The organism is Mesorhizobium sp. C089B (genome assembly GCF_030323125.1).
Lineage (GTDB): Bacteria > Pseudomonadota > Alphaproteobacteria > Rhizobiales > Rhizobiaceae > Mesorhizobium.
Genome location: NZ_CP100469.1, coordinates 6,218,416 through 6,235,547, shown reverse-complemented (window position 1 = coordinate 6,235,547; position 17,132 = coordinate 6,218,416). Strand labels below are relative to the sequence as shown.

Below are 17,132 nucleotides of genomic sequence, written 5' to 3'. Positions count from 1 at the left end.
AACAAATTGCCTTTCCTGTTTATTGCGATAGGTTTTCCTTATGATTGGCTTGACCGTGCGGCAGATGCAATATTTCGAGGCTTTGGCGCAAACGCTGCATTTCGGCCGCGCCGCAAAACTCGCCGGCGTCAGCCAGCCGGCGCTGTCCGCGCAGATCGCCGAGATGGAGCAAAGGCTGAACTGCCGGCTGTTCGAGCGCGGCGGCAAGACGGTGCGGATGACGGAAGAGGCGCAAGCGCTGCTGCCACGCATCGAGCGCATCCTGCGCGATATCAGCGACGTCGAGACGACGGCCCGGCGCGGCCGCCCGGCCATGGAAGGCCGCTTCCGGCTAGGCATCATCCCGACCGTGGCGCCGTATCTTTTGCCGCATGTGCTCCCGGAACTGAAACGGCATTTTCCGTCCCTGCAGCTCGAACTGCGCGAAGCAGTGACGGCATCACTGGTCGAGGACACGGCAACCGGACGGCTCGACGCCTTCATCGCCGCGCTGCCGCTCGAGCAGCCGGGCCTGGTCACCGAGGAACTGTTCGCCGACCGCTTCTTCCTCGCCGTGCCAGCCGGAGATCCAGCCTTCGCCTCGCCACCGGTGCCGCCGGAAAGCCCGGCGCTGGAGCGGTTGATGCTTTTGGAGGAAGGCCACTGCCTGCGCGAACAGGCGCTGGCCCTGTGCGGCAGCGTGCGCCCGGTGGCAATGGCAAGCTATGGCGCCACCAGCCTGACGACGCTCTTGCAGATGGTGGCGCATGGTCTCGGCGTCACGCTCATCCCCGAAATGGCGGCAAGGCCGGCCAGCGCCATGCCGGACCTCAAGATCGTGCCGTTCCAGGAGCCAATGCCGCAACGCACGATCTGCCTCGCCTGGCGCCGCAACAAGGTGCGGCATGATGAATGCGTGGAACTGGCGAAGATCATTCGGGGGTTGGATGCGGCGGTGCTGGGGGTGTGAGTCGTTCGGGTCTTAGATGGCGCCTTGGGAACCCCGAAAAGAAACTCAAATCAGGCGCGTTCGAGAATACCCGCCTTGATGGTTGGTCGCCAGATCGCACCAAAGCCTCAAGGGATAAATACCAGAAATACATACGTAAAAAACACAACGGCATGGACGATTCCGGTCAGGAAGGTCGTCCTTTCGTTGCTAAAGCTTACGCCGCATATGAAAAGCGCTAAAACCAAAAGTACGGCGTCAGCTTCCGGGAGCCCCAGGGTCAACCCTCGTCCCGTAAGCAGGCTGGCTGCTGCGACCGCAGGTATCGTCAAACCAATCGTGGCGCAAGCCGAACCCATTGCGACATTCAGGCCGCGCTGCAGCTCATTGTTGAGTGAAGCGCGAACCGCCGAAATGGCTTCCGGCATCAAAACCAGACCCGCGATCATTGCCCCCACAATGCTGTCAGCCTGGGTCACCTGGTAAGCAACGAGCGCATTTTCAACACTTGCGGCGACCTGCTCGGCGAGCATGACAATTCCGATCAGTCCGATTACCAGGAGCAGAGCGCTGGAAGAGATGCTTTTGTGAGGGGCGGTTCGCGCCGAAAGGTCGTGTGCCAGTCCTTCGATGAAATCGTCCCGGTGCCGGACTGTCTGCGCGAACACAAAGCTTGCATAGAGCAGCACGGAAAGAACGCTTACCAGGCCAAGCTGAGCTGCCGAAAATGTGCCGGGATCGGTGGTCCGCGTGTAGGTCGGCAGGATAAGCGTCATGACGGTCAGTGCGGCCAAAACCGCCAGATATGCGCTGGTCCCTTGCCGGACAATTGCCTGCTTGCGATGCCGCCAGCCGCCAAACGTGAGACACATTCCGACAACGCCGGTGGAGGCAATCATCACTGTCGAGAAGACCGATTCACGTGCAAGCGTGGGGTTGTTCTCTCCATGCAGCATCATGGAAACGATGATCGACACTTCGATTGCCGTCACGGCAAAAGTCAGCACCAATGTGCCGTAAGGCTCCCCCACACGGTGGGCCACCGCCTCGGCGTGATCGAGCACCACGAAAATAGTGATGAACATGATCGCACTCGAGAGCGCTCCGACGAGAATCCTGACGCTCGGCGAACCTTCGTCCACCGATAGCCCGCTGACTCTGACCGCAACGGCCAGTGCCAGCGCGGCCAAAGGCATCGCATAGGAAGTCGCTGATCGTGCGAAACCAGTCATTCAAGCCCCAATGCGTTCGGCGAACCTTGCGGAAGCCTGTCGAGCACCCCAATGTCGTTTCGAAGCCCGGCAGTCCCGTCCCCGGCGTTCAACCCTCAAGCCGTCTTCTGCACCACCAGCCCCAGTTCCTCCACCATCGCTTCCCGCATCAGAAACTTCTGCGGCTTGCCCGTCACCGTCATCGGCAGTTCGGTGCGGAAGCGGATGTAGCGGGGGATTTTGTAGTGGGCGATCTGGCCGGCGCAGAAATTCTTGATCTCCTGCTCGGTGGCGATCTGGTTGGGCTTCAGCACGATCCAGGCGCACAGCTCCTCGCCATATTTGGCGTCGGGAATGCCGAACACCTGCACCTCCTTGACCTTGGGATGGCGGTAGAGGAATTCCTCGACCTCTCTGGGATAGACGTTTTCGCCGCCGCGGATGACCATGTCCTTGACCCGGCCGACAATGTTGCAATAGCCCTCGGCGTCGATGGTGGCGAGATCACCGGTGTGCATCCAGCCGTCGGCGTCGATCGCCTCGCGGGTTTTTTCCGCGTCGTCCCAGTAGCCTTTCATGACGGAATAGCCGCGGGTGCACAGCTCGCCCGGCGCGCCGACGGCGACGGTGGCGCCCTCGGCGTCGATGGCCTTGACCTCGACATGCGGATGGATGCGGCCGACAGTGGAGACGCGTTTTTCCAGCGGATCGTCGACGCTGCTCTGGAACGAGACCGGGCTGGTCTCGGTCATGCCGTAGGCGATGGTCACCTCTTCCATATGCATCAGCGTCACCACCTTCTTCATCACCTCGATCGGGCATGGTGAGCCCGCCATGATGCCGGTGCGCAGGCTGGAGAGATCGAAGCTGGTGAAGTCGGCGTGGTCAAGCATGGCGACGAACATGGTCGGCACGCCGTAGAGGCCGGTGCAGCGTTCCTGCGCCACCGCCTTCAGCGTCGCGCCGGCGTCAAAACCCTCGCCAGGAAACACCATGGTCGCGCCCTTGGTGACGCAGCCCATCGTGCCCATCGACATGCCGAAGCAGTGGTAGAGCGGCACCGGGATGCAGAGCCGGTCGTCGACGGTGAGCTTGGTTGCCGCGGTGACGAAATTGCCGTTGTTGACGATGTTGGTGTGGGTCAGCGTCGCGCCCTTGGGCGCGCCCGTCGTGCCCGAAGTGAACTGGATGTTGATGGCTTCGCCCGGCTTCAACCCTTCGGAGATGCGGTCGAGGCTGTCATGCTCGTCACGGCCGGCCATCGACAGCACGTCGGCGAAATTGAACATGCCGGGCGAGTTGTCATCGCCCATGCGGATGACGATCTTCAGCGCCGGCAATTTCTGCGCCTTGAGCTTGCCGGGGGTGGCCTTGGCGAGCTCAGGCGCCAGCGTCTCGATCATGCCGAGATAGTCGGAGGTCTTGAAACTGGCGGCGGTGACCAGCGCCTTGCAGCCGACCTTGTTGAGGGCATATTCCAGCTCCGTCAGCCGGTAGGCCGGGTTGATGTTGACCAGGATCAGGCCGATGCGAGCGGTGGCGAATTGGGTGACCAGCCATTCCCAGCGGTTGGGCGACCAGATGCCGACACGGTCGCCTTTTTCGAGGCCGAGCGCCAGGAAGCCGGCGGCGAGCGTATCGACCGTGTCCGACAATTCGCTCCAGGTGAAGCGCTTGTCCTGGCCGACGAAGACGGCAGCATCCTGCGTGGCGTATTTGCTGACCGTGCCGGAGAAAAGCTGAGGGATCGTCTTGTCGAGCAGCGGCACCGAACGGTCGCCCGACACATGTGCCCGGCCGTCGAGCGGAGCGATGAAAGCCCTGCCGCGCCCGCGCAGATTGGTGGCGTTCTTGAGCTCGTCGAGATTGATCGCCATCGCCGTTTCCTCCCGGGATATGGCGAGCCTATCAGCCTGATGGGATGGTGGAAAGTAGAGGCGGTTCCCCTCCCCCTCGCGGGGAGGGTGCCTCGCGAAGCGAGGCGGGTGGGACCCTCGGCGAAGTGCTCGACTTCCTTGCTCACGGTCGACCCGGCTTGGGTCGTCTCGCGTCGAGCACTGCCGGAGCGACCCCACCCGTCCATCCGCCTTTGGCGGCTGTCCACCCTCCCTCAAGGGGGAGGGAGCGCGCTCATCTTCGCGGCTATTTCCCGCACTAGCGCCTCATCCGCAGCAGCACGATCTTTCCTGGCAGCCACGAGGCAGGCCTGCGACTTCAGCACAACCCCATCGGCCAGCACCTTGAGATGGTTGGCGCGTAGGGTCGAGCCGGTGGTGGTGATGTCGACGATGACATCGGCAAGGCCTGCCGCCGGCGCGCCTTCGGTGGCGCCGAGGCTTTCGACGATGCGGTAAACCTGGATGCCGTGCTTTTGCGAGAAGAATTGTTGCGTCAGCCGCCAATATTTGGTTGCGATCCTCAGCCGCCTGCCGTGGCGCTGGCGGAAATCGGCGGCGACATCGTCGAGATCGGCCATGGTATCGACGTCGAGCCAGATGGCGGGCACCGCGACCACGACATCGGCATGGCCGAAGCCGAGGCGAGCGACGATTTCGGCGCGCGCCTCCCAGTCGGCGAGGTTTTCGCGCAGCAGATCCTCGCCGGTAATGCCGAGGTCGACCGAACCTTGCCCAATCTCGCCGGCGATTTCGGACGCCGACAGGAACGCCACCTCGATGCCCTCAGTGCCGTCGATGCGGGCGCGGTACTGGCGCTCATCGCCGGGCAGGCTGACGGCAAGCCCGGCCCTGGCCAGTACCTCCACGGCCTGCTCCTTGAGCCGGCCTTTCGATGGGATCGCCAGCGTGATCATTGCGGCTCTCCCCGCAGCGCTTCGATGCGGTCGAGCCAGACAGAGAAGCCGACGCCGGGGATCGGCGTCTTGGCGCCGAGCAGGGTCAGCAGCCGGTCGTAGCGACCGCCGCCGGCCAGCGGCCGCTCGCCACCAAGTGCTGCGATCTCGAAGACGATGCCGGTGTAGTAATCCAGCGGACGGCCGAAGGCAGCGTCGTAGCGGATCGTCTTTGCAGGCAGGCCATGTGCCTCGATGGCTTTGGCGCGGGCGGCGAATTTTTCCAGCGCCGCGCCCAGCGAAAGCCCGGCAGAGGCCGCAAAACTTTCGAGCGCAGCACTCGCGCCGTCGAGCGGCACGTCGATGGCGAGAAAATCCCTGAGCGCCGCAAACGCTTCGTTCGACAACCGCACGCTGCGCAGTTCGGCCTTTTCGATCAGCCGCCGGGCAATGTCGGCGGGCGCGCGTCCGCCGGATGCCAGCAGGCCGGCCTCTTCCATGCCGCCGGCAATGTGGGCGGAAAGCGCTTCGAGATCGCCATCGAGGACAAGGGCCGCGACTTCGCCGTCAAGCTGACCGTTGCGTGGCGGGTTGGCGAGATCGGACAACGCTGCCTGCAGCATCGGCGCCGAACCGAAGGCGCGCGCAAGTCGCATGCGCCAGCCGCGCGGCAGGCCGAGGGCCGCCAGCACCGCCTCGAAGATGGTCTGGTCGCCGAGCGTGATCGCAAGAGGTTGCGCCGGCAGCACCAGCTGCAGCAGCGCATGCGCATCGACCAGCGAACGCGCATCGGCCTCGGCCGTATCGCGGTCACCGAGATCCTCGATGCCGGCCTGAAAGAACTCGTTGCCGCCCTCGCGGCGCTGGCGGAACACTTCGCCGATGTAGGAATAGCGACGCGGCGTGCCCGCCTGCGAGGCGATGTGGTCGAGGCAGACGGGGATGGTGAATTCGGGCCGCAGACACAGCGTCTTGCCGGTCTCGCTTTCGGTGAGAAAGATGCGGCGGCGCAAATCCTCGCCGGCCATGTCGAGGAACGGATCGGCCGGCTGCAGCACGGCGACCTCCACCGCATGGGTGTTGCGGGTGGCGAAGAGCTTGGTGATTTCGGATGCGATGGCGGGGCGGGAGGTCATGGGCGGCGCGAGGCACCCCCCTCTGGCCTGCCGGCCATCTCCCCCTCAAGGGGGGAGATTGGCAGCTTACGGCGCAGCGCCTCTTCTTCACCGGCGGAGATTGGCGAAAGCCTACGCAACATCCAATCTCCCCCCTTGAGGGGGAGATGGCCGGCAGGCCAGAGGGGGGCGTTCAAGCGCCACCCTTCGCACGGTCAGCGGCCTGCGCAGCCAAAATCTTCTTCACCTCGGCGACCAGCTCAGCCTCCGGCACCGTGACCTGTGCCGGTCTTGCGGCGCGCCATTCGGCGTTGTCGGTGATCTCAGCCGACATCCGCGCGCCTTCGATCAGATCCTTGATCTGCAGCTCGCCCTTGGCGCGCTCATCGCCGCCCTGGATAACGGAGACCGGGCTGCCGCGGCGGTCGGCATATTTCAGCTGCGCCTTCATGCCGGCGCCGCCGAGATACATTTCGGAACGGATGCCGGCGGCGCGTAGCTCTGCGACCATCTTCTGGTAGCGGCCAAGGCTATCGGTATCCTTGTCCATGACCAGCACGACGACCGGCGCGATGACATCGGTGGGGTCCAGCTTGCCGAGGTTCTTCAGCGCCGTCATCAGGCGGGAGACGCCGATCGAAAAGCCGGTCGCCGGCACCGGCTCGCCACGGAAGCGCGAGACCAGCCCGTCATAGCGGCCGCCACCGCCGACCGAACCGAAGCGCACGATCTGGCCGTCTTCGTTGGGGATTTCGGCGAGCAATTCGGCTTCGAAGACCGGGCCGGTGTAGTATTCGAGGCCGCGCACGACGGAGCGGTCCATGGCGATGCGATCTTCGCCATATCCGGCCGCCCTGACCAGGGCTTCAATCGTCGCGAGCTCGCCGACGCCTTCTTGGTAAGTCGAGTTCGAGCTCACTATGGAAACCTGGTCGACCTGTGCGTTCCTTGCCGTGGCGAGAAGAAATGCTTCAGCTTGCCCGTCGTCCAAACCAGCGCCCTTGGCGAAGTCGCCCTCGCCTTCCTTGCCGCCATCCCATCGGCCCGGCCCAAGCAGAAGCTTCACGCCTTCCGGCCCGAGCTTGTCCAGCTTGTCGATGGCGCGCAGCACGGTCAGCCGGCGGCCGGCATTGTTGTCACCGCCAAGGCCGATCGCCTCCAGCACGCCATCCAGCACCTTGCGGTTGTTGACCCGGATGACGTAGTCGCCACGCTTGATGCCAAGCGCTTCCATCACGTCGGCCATCATCATGGCCATCTCGGCGTCGGCTGCGACGCCCGGCGTACCGATCGTGTCGGCGTCGAACTGCATGAACTGGCGGAAGCGGCCCGGGCCGGGCTTTTCGTTGCGGAACACCCAGCCGGAGCGGTAGCTGCGATAGGGTTTCGGCAGCTTCTCAAAATTCTCGGCGACGAAACGCGCCGTCGGCGCAGTCAAATCATAGCGCAGCGACAGCCACTGCTCATCATCGTCCTGGAACGAGAAAACGCCTTCGTTCGGCCGGTCCTGGTCGGGCAGGAATTTGCCGAGCGCATCGGTGTACTCGATCAGCGGCTGGTCGGCCGGCTCGAAACCGTAGAGCTCATAGACCGAACGGATCGTCGCCATCATCTTCTCGACGGCGCGGATATCGTCGGCGCTGCGGTCGGCAAAGCCGCGCGGCAGCCGCGCTTTCGTCTTTTCCGATTTGTCGGCCATGGGATGGGTCTTTTCGCTTAGTAATCGATGACTTGTTTGGAGTGGGCGTGTCCTAACCGAAGCGGCTTGGTGCGGCAAGGGTTTGCGCTCTTTCCTTCTCCTTCGAAACGAAACGCACCAAAAGGAAACAATTCCGCCATCGGCGCGGCATCGTGCCGACACAATCAGAGCCGATAAGCGTGCCGACACAAGGGGTTGGGCCAATGACCACGGCGGAACGCAAATTCGATATCAGAGACGACGGCTTGCATGAAGTCCGGCTGCGGCCGGCCGAGAGCCGTGCGCAGGTGACGGCGAGCCCCGGTCCGTTTGAGGTCACTGCCGACGAGCGCAAGGGTTCGACCATGCGCGAGGCGCTGATGACCGGATTGCTGGTGATTTATCCGGCCTTTGCGGCACTGGCGGCGATTGTCGCCGGGCTTTTTCTGACGGGCGCCAGCGGGACGTGAGTTCCTTACCCTCCCCCTTGTGGGGAGGGTCGACGCGTAGCGTCGGGGTGGGGGTGCAGCGCCAAGATACCCCCACCCGCGCCTTCGGCGCGACCTCCCCACAAGGGGGAGGTAGGGGGACAGCGCCCTACTTCGGCCTCTTAAAGGCCTTGCGTTCCTTCTCCACCTGCTCCCGGCACACGCAGCCTTCGAGATGGTCGTTGACCAGACCCATCGCCTGCATGAAGGCGTAGACCGTCGTCGGGCCGACAAAGGTCCAGCCGCGCTTTTTCAACTCCTTCGAAATCCTGATCGAGACCCCTGTCGTCGGGTTGGCGCGTAGATGCGCCATGTCCACCACCGCCGGCCGCTCCTTCGGCCCCGGCTCGAACTTCCAGAACCAGGCGGCCAGCGAGCCGAACTCGTCGACCATTTCGCACGCCCGTTTGGCGTTGTTGATGGTCGAGACGATCTTGCCGCGGTGGCGGATGATGCCGGCATTGGCGACCAGGCGCTCGACATCCTCGTCGGTGAAGGCAGCGACCTTGTCGAAGTCGAAACCGGCGAAGGCCTCGCGGAAATTCTCGCGCTTGCGCAGAATGGTCAGCCAGGACAGGCCGGACTGAAAGCCTTCGAGGCAGATCTTTTCGAACAGCCTGCGGTCGTCGGCGACCGGCCGGCCCCATTCATGGTCGTGGTAGTGCAGATAGTCCGGCAGATTGCCGTGCCAGAAGCAGCGCGTGATCCCGTCGGAGCCGGTAAGCAGTCCGGTGTTGTCTTGCGCCATGGCCAATCCATCCGTTAACGCGCTTTCGCGCTGCATTTACCGCGGCTTTACCAGATTCCTGAACCCGGCGGTAACCACACCAAAAGGTTTACTGACAAAGCGGCATTTTACGCATTCCGATTCATGTTTCGGTTGCCGCTTCGCGCCAAGGATCGCGCAACCGGGGGCAAGTTCCGCCTCCGTCCGTTCGACGATCAAGGTGCGTTCCGATGAAGATCTTTTTGCGTTCCGTGCTCGGCGCCGTGGCCATTCTGGCCGCCGGCGTCACCTCCTCTGCCGCCAACGACCGCTATGCCGACAGGCCGCCGGTGATGGTGAGCCCCGACCTTTCCGCACCCTGGGTGCTGCAGCTTGGCCGCGCGCCCGGCATCGTGCGGCAGAGCCGACAGGTGGTCCAACAGCCGCGCGTTCGCTATGCGCAGCCGGCGCGACCCGATCGGGTGCGCACTGCTTCCGTGCAGGCGCCGGCCAAGCGCGTGGTGATGCGGCCGCAGATCAATCCGCTCTACCTGCCGCAGGAAGTCGCCTATGACGGCCCGCAGAAGCCGGGCACGATCGTCATCGATACGACGCAGAACTTCCTGTTCCTGGTCGAGAAGAACGGCAAGGCGCGGCGCTATGGCGTCGGCACCGGCAAGCCTGGGTTCGAATGGTCTGGCACGCACAAGATCACCAACAAGCGCGTCTGGCCGGACTGGCGCCCGCCAGCGGAGATGATCAAGCGCGAGGCCGCCAAGGGCCGCTACCTCCCGACCTATCTGGCCGGTGGCGAAGAGAACCCGCTCGGCGCCCGCGCGCTCTATCTCGGCACGACGGAATACCGCATCCACGGCACCAACCAGCCATGGACCATCGGCGGCTCGGTGTCTTCCGGCTGTATCCGCATGCGCAACGAGGACGTGGTTGACCTTTACGAGAGGGTCAATGTTGGAACCACCGTGGTCGTGATATAGTCGCCTACCGAATCATCTGGTCCAGAAGGTTAGACCTTCAGGGTCGGGAAGAGTTTACGGGGGACGGGCCGTGTGGGGATGCGGCCAGTCAGGAAAGGGCAGCCTGGGAAACCGCGCTGCCCTTTCTCTTTGCGGCTATAGCTGAGCCAGGCTGCGCCAGAACGTCGCGCCAGGGGGATGACGGTTCGCTTTCACGCTGCCTTGCCGCATTTCCCCTGCTATAGGGACGGCCAAACTCCCCTGCGCCAAACTCGCTGCAAAGGTTCAGCCATGTCTCCGCCAGACGATAGCCGCTATCTCCGGGGCGGCCCGGTCGCCCAGCGCATCATGGCATCCGTGCGCGAGGATGCCGCCATCGCCACCGCCGAAGGTTTTCCGCCCAAGCTGGTGTCGATCACCGTCGGCGATACCGCTGCCGTCGATGTCTATGTGCGCAACCAGCGCGCCAAGGCCGCGCTTGCCGGCATCGGTTTCGAGGAGCGGCGGTTCCCCGCCGACATCAGCGCCGGCGAACTCGAGGCGGCGATCCACGGCCTGAACGCCGACCCGCGCGTCACCGGCATCATCATCCAGCGGCCGGTGCCGGCGCATATCCCGATCAAGACGCTGCAAGCGGCGGTGCATCCACTGAAGGACGTCGAGGGCATGCATCCGGCGTCGATCGGCAATATCGTCTACAACCAGCTCGACCTCGCGCCTTGCACGGCTGCGGCCTCGGTCGAGCTGCTCAAGGAAACCGGCCTCGACCTCAAGGGGCTCGAAGTTGTCGTCGTCGGCCATTCCGAGATCGTCGGCAAGCCGATTGCCTTCCTGCTGATGAGCGAAGGCGCAACGGTGACGGTGTGCCATCACATGACGCGCTCGGTGGCGGCACATGCGCGCCGCGCCGATGCGCTGTTCGTCGCCGTCGGCAAGCCGCGGTTGATCAAGGCCGACATGGTGAAGCCCGGTGCGGCCGTCATCGACATCGGCATCAATTCCGAGATCGGCCCGGACGGCGCGAGCCGCATCGTCGGCGACGTCGACACCGAGAGCGTGAAGGAAGTCGCGTCCTGGATCACGCCGGTGCCCGGCGGCGTCGGTCCGATCACCGTGGCGATCCTGCTGCGCAACACAATGGTAGCGCTCAGCCGCCAGCGCGCGCGCTACCAGGCGACGTATGGCGTGGTGGACCGGCTGGCAGCGGAATAGCTGCTTACTCGGCGGCGACCAGGTTTCCTTCGGAGACGCCCTCCGGCTTCGGACCACCATACGCCCAGTCGAGCAGCTTGATCGTGTGCACCACCGGCAGCTTTGCAGCCGAAGCGATCTGGGTGATGCAGCCGATATTGCCTGTGGCAACGATCTCCGCGCCGGTGGCCTCGATGTTTTTCACCTTTCGGTCGCGCAGCTTCTCCGAAATCTCCGGCTGCAGGATGTTGTAGGTGCCGGCGGAGCCGCAGCACAGATGCCCCTCGCGCGGTTCGCGCACGACGAAGCCCGCCTTGGACAGCAGCTCCTTCGGCTGGCGGGTGATCTTCTGACCGTGCTGCATCGAGCAGGCGGAGTGATAGGCGACGACGGTGCCGGGTTTGCGCACCGGCTCGGGCAGGTCGAGGCTTGCGAGATATTCGGTAATGTCCCTGGCCAGCGCCGAGACCCGCGCGGCCTTGTCGGCATAGGCCGGATCGAGGCGCAGCATGAAGCCGTAATCCTTGATGGTTGTGCCGCAGCCCGATGCGGTGATGACGATGGCGTCGAGCCCGCCCTGGTCGATGGCACGCGTCCACGCATCGACATTCTGCCGTGCCGAGGCAAGGGCTGCTGCCTCGCGGCCCATATGATGGACCAGCGCGCCGCAGCAGGCTTCGCCCTGCGGCACCACGACCTCGACGCCCAGCCGTGTCAGCAATGCAATCGTCGTCTCATTGATGGCGGGGTCGAGTACCGATTGGGCGCAGCCGGTGAGGATGGCGACGCGACCTTTCTTCGTCCCCTTGCCGGCATGGACGCCGGGAGAGGCCATCGGCGAGGCCGCCGGGATCGATGCCGGCGCCAGCTTCAGCATCGCACCCAGCGGCCTCAGCGCCGGCAGCCTTTCGAATAGGCCAATGAATGGCTTGCCCAGTTTCGCCAACTTCAGCGCGGCGCGAAAGCGTGTGGGATAGGGCAGCACCATGGACAGCATGGCGCGGATCAGCCGATCGAGCAGCGGCCGCTTGTAAGTTTCCTCGATATGGGCGCGGGCATGGTCGACCAAGTGCATGTAATTGACGCCCGACGGGCAGGTGGTCATGCAGGCCAGGCAGGACAGGCAGCGGTCGATATGGGTGACGATCTGCTTGTCGGCCGGGCGGCCGTTCTCCAGCATGTCCTTGATGAGATAGATCCGCCCGCGTGGCGAATCCAGCTCGTTGCCCAATGTCACATAGGTCGGGCAAGTGGCGGTGCAGAAGCCGCAATGCACGCATTTGCGCAGGATCTTCTCCGATTCCGCGACATGGGGATCAGCAAGCTGGGCAAGGGAGAAGTTAGTTTGCATTATCTTAGCCTTGGGCCATGCGGCCGGGATTGAGGATGGACTTGGGATCGAACTCGGCCTTGAGCCGCGCCGACAGTGCGGCCAGATGCGGCGCCTGCGGCTCGAACACCGGAACGGCGGCGCGATACGAAGGGGTGGCGCGCACCAGCGTCGCGTGGCCGCCGCGATGCTTTCTGATCAGCCCGCGCAGCAGGGCGGCCTCGGGATCGCCCTCCTCCATGCGCAGCCAGACCAGCCCGCCCTGCCAGTCGTAGAAGGCGCTGACACCGATCTGCATGCGCAGCGTCAGCACCATCTGATGGGCCTGAGACGGCGCCATGGAGACGCGCCAGACCGGCTTTTCGCTACGGTCGGCGAATGGCGTGCAGTCCCTTATGTCACGCCAGAGGGTATGCGATGTCTCACCTGCGATCTCCTGCAGCGGGCCGGCATTTTTCAGCAGGGTCTTCAGCGCCTCAATGCGATAGGCGACCGATGGGCCAAACCCTTCGACGCGCAGCAGCGTTGCAGCGTCAGTGCCTAGACTGCCCCCGGCAACGCGCGCGGCGATGCGTTCGGGCAGATGGGCCGCGCTCGACACTTCGGCGCTGGAGCCGAGCGCCAGCGCCATGGCGGCAGAGGCGGCATCGTCGAGTAGGCCGCGCATGGCAAGCGTCACCTCGGTCTCGGCCGCCGGCAGCACCTTGAAGGTGACATCGGTGAACACGGCCAGCGTGCCCCAGCTGTTGGCCATCAGCTTCGACAGATCGTAGCCGGTGACATTCTTGACGACGCGGCCGCCGGACTTGAAAGCCTCGCCGCGTCCGGCAACCGCATTGATGCCCAGAATATGGTCTCGCGCAGCCCCCGCCTTCAGCCGGCGCGGACCGGACAGGTTCGCCGCGAGCACGCCGCCGATGGTGCCCTTGCCGGGCTCGCCGCCGAGTAAAGGACCGTAATCCATCGGTTCGAAGGCGAGCTGCTGGCCGTTTTCGGCGAGCAGGTTTTCGATCTCGGAAAGCGGCGTGCCGGCCTTGGCCGACAGCACCAACTCGGCCGGCTCGTAGAGGGTGACGCCGGTGAGCTTCGAAAGATCCAGCGTGTGTTCGCTCTGCTGTGGCCGGCCGATGCCGCGCTTGGAGCCGTGGCCGATGATTTCCAAAGGTGACTCTTCCGCCGCCGCCCATTGGACGGTGGAGAGGATCTCGGCCGATGTGGTGGGGGTGAAGGTCGTCATGGCGAAGATGGGTCGAGTTCCTTCGTGCCCCCCTCTGTCCTGCCGGACATCTCCCCCACTTGGGGGGAGATTAGCAGCTTTGGCGACCGCGCCTCTCTAGCAACGTCGAAGATTGGCGAAGGCAGAGATGACTGGTGATCTCCCCCCTTGTGGGGGAGATGTCCGGCAGGACAGAGGGGGGCGCGAAGGATCGCCGACGTGAGACATTCCGCCCCCATCAAAACCTCGGAATATCCGGAAACGCGACCTGCCCGCGATGCACATGCATGCGTCCAAGCTCCGCGCAGCGGCGCAGTTGCGGGAACACTTTTCCCGGGTTGAGCAGATGGTTGGGATCGAAGGCGCATTTGACGCGCATTTGTTGGTCGAGGTCGATCTGGTTGAACATCTCCGGCATCAAATCGCGCTTCTCGACGCCGACGCCGTGCTCGCCGGTCAAGACGCCGCCGACCTTGACGCAGAGCCGCAAGATGTCGGCGCCAAAACTTTCCGCCTTGTCGAGTTCGCCCGGCACGTTGGCGTCATAGAGGATCAGCGGATGCAGATTGCCGTCGCCGGCGTGGAAGACATTGGCGACGCCGAGGCCGTATTTCTCCGACAGTTCGCGCATGCCGGCGAGCACACCCGGCAATTCCTTGCGCGGGATGGTGCCATCCATGCAGTAATAGTCGGGCGAGATGCGGCCGACCGCCGGGAAGGCCGCCTTGCGACCGGCCCAGAAGCTCAGCCGCTCCTGTTCGGATTGCGAGACGCGGCATGTGGTGGAGCCGTTCCTGTAGGCGATCGCTTCGACGAGACCGATCAGGTGATCGACCTCGACGCCCGGCCCGTCGAGTTCGACGATCAGCAGCGCCTCGACATCAAGGGGATAGCCGGCGTGGACGAAATCTTCCGCGGCATGGATCGCCGGCCGGTCCATCATCTCCATGCCGCCAGGGATAATGCCGGCGCCGATGATGTCGGCGACGCATTGGCCGCCCTGCTCGCTGGTCGGAAAGCCGATCAGCAGAGCACGGGCCGTCTCTGGCTTTTTCAGGATGCGCACGGTGACCTCGGTGACGACGCCGAGCAGGCCTTCGGACCCCGTCATGACGCCGAGGAGATCATAGCCTTCCGAGTCCAGATGATTGCCGCCAAGCCGCACCACCTCGCCGTTCATCAGCACCATCTCAATGCCCAGCACATTGTTGGCGGTCAGGCCGTATTTCAGGCAGTGCACGCCGCCGGAATTTTCAGCGACATTGCCGCCGATCGAGCAGGCGATCTGGGAGGATGGATCGGGCGCATAGTAGAAGCCCTCCTGCTCGACGGCGGTGGTGATGCCGAGATTGGTGACGCCGGGCTGAGCGACGACGACGCGATCGGGATAGTCGATGGCAAGGATGCGGTTGAAGCGGCTCATGACCAGCAGCACGGCATCCTCGAGCGGCAACGCGCCGCCGGAGAGCGAGGTGCCGGAGCCGCGCGGCACGACACGGATGTTGCGGTCGTTGCAGTATTTCAGCACCCGCGACACCTGCGCCACCGTTTCCGGCAGCACCACGACCAGCGGCAATTGCCGGTAGGCGGTGAGACCGTCGCTTTCGAAGGCGCGCATTTCGTTGGTGGCGTCGACGACGCCCTCGCCCGGCACGATGATGCGCATATCGGCGACGATCTCTGCGCGCCTTCGCATCGTGGCGTCGTCTGGCTTGGGCATGACAAGGCCGGACATTGGCGGCGTCCTCCGCTTGGCTGGTAAAAATCTTTTACCAGTTACATCCGGATGTTGCAAACACCGCGTCGGGCAAAGAGCGTACTGCCAGCCTTCCGCAGCGGCAATCTGCCGCTATGGATCTTAACCCTCCCCCTTGTGGGAGGGTCGCGAACGCAGTGAGCGGGGTGGGGGTCCGCGCGACGAAAGCTCTTTACGAGCACCCTCACCCCGATCCGCTATGCGGATCGACCCTCCCCACAAGGGGGAGGGTAAAGTGCGCTCCTACTCCCCCGGATGTTTCGCCGGCTCGGAGTGCATCCGCCTGACTCGCCGCACGCCCCACCAGACCAGCACGATGGCGACCGGCACCGCCGCGGCAGTGACGATTTCGGGTGCAAAGGCATGGCCGAAGATCGATGCGCCCTTGGCGAGATAGGAGATCAGGCCGACGACATAGTAGGACACTGCTGCCACCGACAGGCCTTCCACCGTCTGCTGCAACCGCAGTTGCAGCCGGGCGCGGTTGTTCATCGACGCCAGCAGATCGCGGTTCTGCTTCTCGACCTCGACATCGACCCAAGTGCGCAGCAGCGTGGTGGCGCGGGTCAGTTTTCGCGACAGGTTGGCCTGGCGCTCCTCGACCGAACGGCAGGTGCGCATGGCGGGTGCCACCCGCCGCTGCAGGAAGCCGCCCCAAGTGTCGTAGCCGGGCACGGCTTCTTCGTCCAGCGCTTCCAGCCGCTCGACAACGATGCCGTCATAGGCGCGGCTGGCGCCGAAGCGATAGAGGCTGGAGGCGGCATCAGCCTCGAGTTCAGCGGCAAGCTCGGTCAGGTCGGCGAGCAGCGTCTGGCTGTCGCGGGTTTCAGCGACCTTCATTTCCAGCGTGGTCTGCGCCAGCCGGTCCTCGATGCGGCGGGCGCGGCCCGACAGCGTCAGCGCCAGCGGCAGGCCGAGCATGGCAAGCGTGCGATACGTCTCGACGTCGATCAGCCGCTGCGACAGCGCGCCGGTCCGCGCCGGCGTCAGGCCGCGATCAAGCACCAGGATGCGGGTCAGGCCGTCGCCGTCCTGGCGGAAATCGGTGACTATGGCCGCATTGCCGCGCTCGACCAGCGAATAGCAGAGGCTCGTCGGGTCGAAGGCCGCAATCAGCTTCTCGCTTACCGGCGTCCATTTGCGGATCTCCAGCCTTATACCTGAGATCACCGTTCCCGGCGGCGAGAAGCCGTTGCCGAAAGGAGAATCCTCCTGCGCCCTGCTGCTTTCGGCCAGCGGCCCTTCCCACAGATAGGTCGAAAATTCCGTATGCCGCTCCCAGCGCAGCGTGCCCTTGCCCCACTTCATGGCGTGGTGGCGGGCATGACGGTCGGGCGCCGCGATGCCGAGGCGCCGCGACAGTTCGGAGAGCACGGCCATGTCGACGCCGGAGCCGCCCTCGGTCATGAAGGCGAGTTGCACAAGCACGCGCGGCTTCTCGATCAGCGGATGCGGCCGAGCATGGACCTCGCCAAGCGCGCCAGGCCGTCCCTCATGCGCGGGAAAGCCCATCACGCTGCCCTGGGCGCGCGGCTGGAATTCGAGGTTGGACGTCTCGTCCGACACGGTGGTCCCCCTGTTCTCGACCCTTCGTGTGATGGCGTCCTCTAAAGGCAATCCATGAGGCGCGTAAACACCAAAGTCTAGCATCGTAGGTCCTGCCGGCGCGACGCGCAGACCGACCCGATTGGGCAAATTGGATAAATAATTTGACCAGTTGGCGACGCTGGCTTTATCTTGCGCGACGC

14 protein-coding genes are annotated in these 17,132 nt (G+C 64.3%); 4 read left to right on the top strand and 10 right to left on the bottom strand.

The window, feature by feature from the left end:
* The first annotated feature begins 40 nt into the window (after positions 1-40).
* A complete protein-coding gene (locus tag NLY44_RS30430; protein ID WP_023667719.1) occupies positions 41-949 on the top strand; it encodes a hydrogen peroxide-inducible genes activator in 909 nt (302 codons plus the stop codon).
* 107 nt (positions 950-1,056) lie between these two features.
* Here the strand turns inward: NLY44_RS30430 and NLY44_RS30425 are convergent, their stop codons facing one another.
* From NLY44_RS30425 to hisS, 5 genes are all read right to left on the bottom strand, one after another.
* Entirely contained in the window at positions 1,057-2,160 is a 1,104-nt protein-coding gene (locus tag NLY44_RS30425; protein ID WP_023704465.1) for a calcium:cation antiporter, read from the bottom strand.
* Positions 2,161-2,255: 95 nt separating this feature from the next.
* The gene (locus NLY44_RS30420) at positions 2,256-4,016 is read right to left on the bottom strand and encodes an AMP-binding protein (RefSeq protein WP_023692338.1); all 1,761 of its coding nucleotides are present in this window, start codon (positions 4,014-4,016) and stop codon (positions 2,256-2,258) included.
* A 233-nt stretch (positions 4,017-4,249) separates the two neighbouring features.
* Positions 4,250-4,951 carry an ATP phosphoribosyltransferase gene (gene hisG / locus NLY44_RS30415; protein ID WP_023692339.1) on the bottom strand — a complete coding sequence of 234 codons (702 nt, stop codon included), beginning with the start codon at positions 4,949-4,951 and terminating at the stop codon, positions 4,250-4,252.
* Complete coding sequence (locus tag NLY44_RS30410) at positions 4,948-6,066, bottom strand: ATP phosphoribosyltransferase regulatory subunit (RefSeq protein WP_023804487.1); 1,119 nt, start codon at positions 6,064-6,066, stop codon at positions 4,948-4,950. The genes hisG and NLY44_RS30410 overlap by 4 nt, the downstream gene beginning before the upstream one ends.
* 172 nt (positions 6,067-6,238) lie before the next feature.
* Positions 6,239-7,744: a histidine--tRNA ligase gene (gene hisS, locus NLY44_RS30405; protein ID WP_286456228.1), complete on the bottom strand. Its 1,506-nt coding sequence runs from the start codon at positions 7,742-7,744 to the stop codon at positions 6,239-6,241.
* Positions 7,745-7,947: 203 nt separating this feature from the next.
* Here hisS and NLY44_RS30400 point away from each other — a divergent pair, with 203 nt between their 5' ends.
* A complete protein-coding gene (locus NLY44_RS30400; protein WP_023692341.1) occupies positions 7,948-8,193 on the top strand; it encodes a hypothetical protein in 246 nt (81 codons plus the stop codon).
* A 127-nt stretch (positions 8,194-8,320) separates the two neighbouring features.
* On the opposite strand, the gene NLY44_RS30395 is transcribed toward NLY44_RS30400, so the two are convergent.
* Positions 8,321-8,959, bottom strand: coding sequence for a DNA-3-methyladenine glycosylase I (locus tag NLY44_RS30395; RefSeq protein WP_023670545.1), 639 nt, complete (start codon positions 8,957-8,959; stop codon positions 8,321-8,323).
* A gap of 209 nt (positions 8,960-9,168) precedes the next feature.
* Here NLY44_RS30395 and NLY44_RS30390 point away from each other — a divergent pair, with 209 nt between their 5' ends.
* Together NLY44_RS30390 and NLY44_RS30385 are read left to right on the top strand one after the other, a co-directional pair.
* Positions 9,169-9,912 carry a L,D-transpeptidase gene (locus NLY44_RS30390; RefSeq protein WP_023692344.1) on the top strand — a complete coding sequence of 248 codons (744 nt, stop codon included), beginning with the start codon at positions 9,169-9,171 and terminating at the stop codon, positions 9,910-9,912.
* A 270-nt stretch (positions 9,913-10,182) separates the two neighbouring features.
* On the top strand, positions 10,183-11,103 hold the full coding sequence (locus NLY44_RS30385) for a bifunctional 5,10-methylenetetrahydrofolate dehydrogenase/5,10-methenyltetrahydrofolate cyclohydrolase (RefSeq protein ID WP_023804489.1): 921 nt from the start codon (positions 10,183-10,185) through the stop codon (positions 11,101-11,103).
* Positions 11,104-11,107: 4 nt separating this feature from the next.
* Here NLY44_RS30385 and glcF read toward each other — a convergent pair whose 3' ends face one another.
* The 4 genes from glcF to NLY44_RS30365 form a co-directional block, all read right to left on the bottom strand.
* Positions 11,108-12,433: a glycolate oxidase subunit GlcF gene (gene glcF, locus NLY44_RS30380; protein ID WP_023804490.1), complete on the bottom strand. Its 1,326-nt coding sequence runs from the start codon at positions 12,431-12,433 to the stop codon at positions 11,108-11,110.
* Positions 12,434-12,437: 4 nt separating this feature from the next.
* Positions 12,438-13,649: a glycolate oxidase subunit GlcE gene (gene glcE, locus NLY44_RS30375; RefSeq protein WP_023804491.1), complete on the bottom strand. Its 1,212-nt coding sequence runs from the start codon at positions 13,647-13,649 to the stop codon at positions 12,438-12,440.
* A gap of 217 nt (positions 13,650-13,866) precedes the next feature.
* A complete protein-coding gene (locus NLY44_RS30370) occupies positions 13,867-15,363 on the bottom strand; it encodes an FAD-linked oxidase C-terminal domain-containing protein (RefSeq protein WP_023686828.1) in 1,497 nt (498 codons plus the stop codon).
* A 264-nt stretch (positions 15,364-15,627) separates the two neighbouring features.
* Complete coding sequence (locus NLY44_RS30365; RefSeq protein ID WP_023695103.1) at positions 15,628-16,950, bottom strand: DUF3422 family protein; 1,323 nt, start codon at positions 16,948-16,950, stop codon at positions 15,628-15,630.
* Positions 16,951-17,132 lie beyond the last annotated feature (182 nt).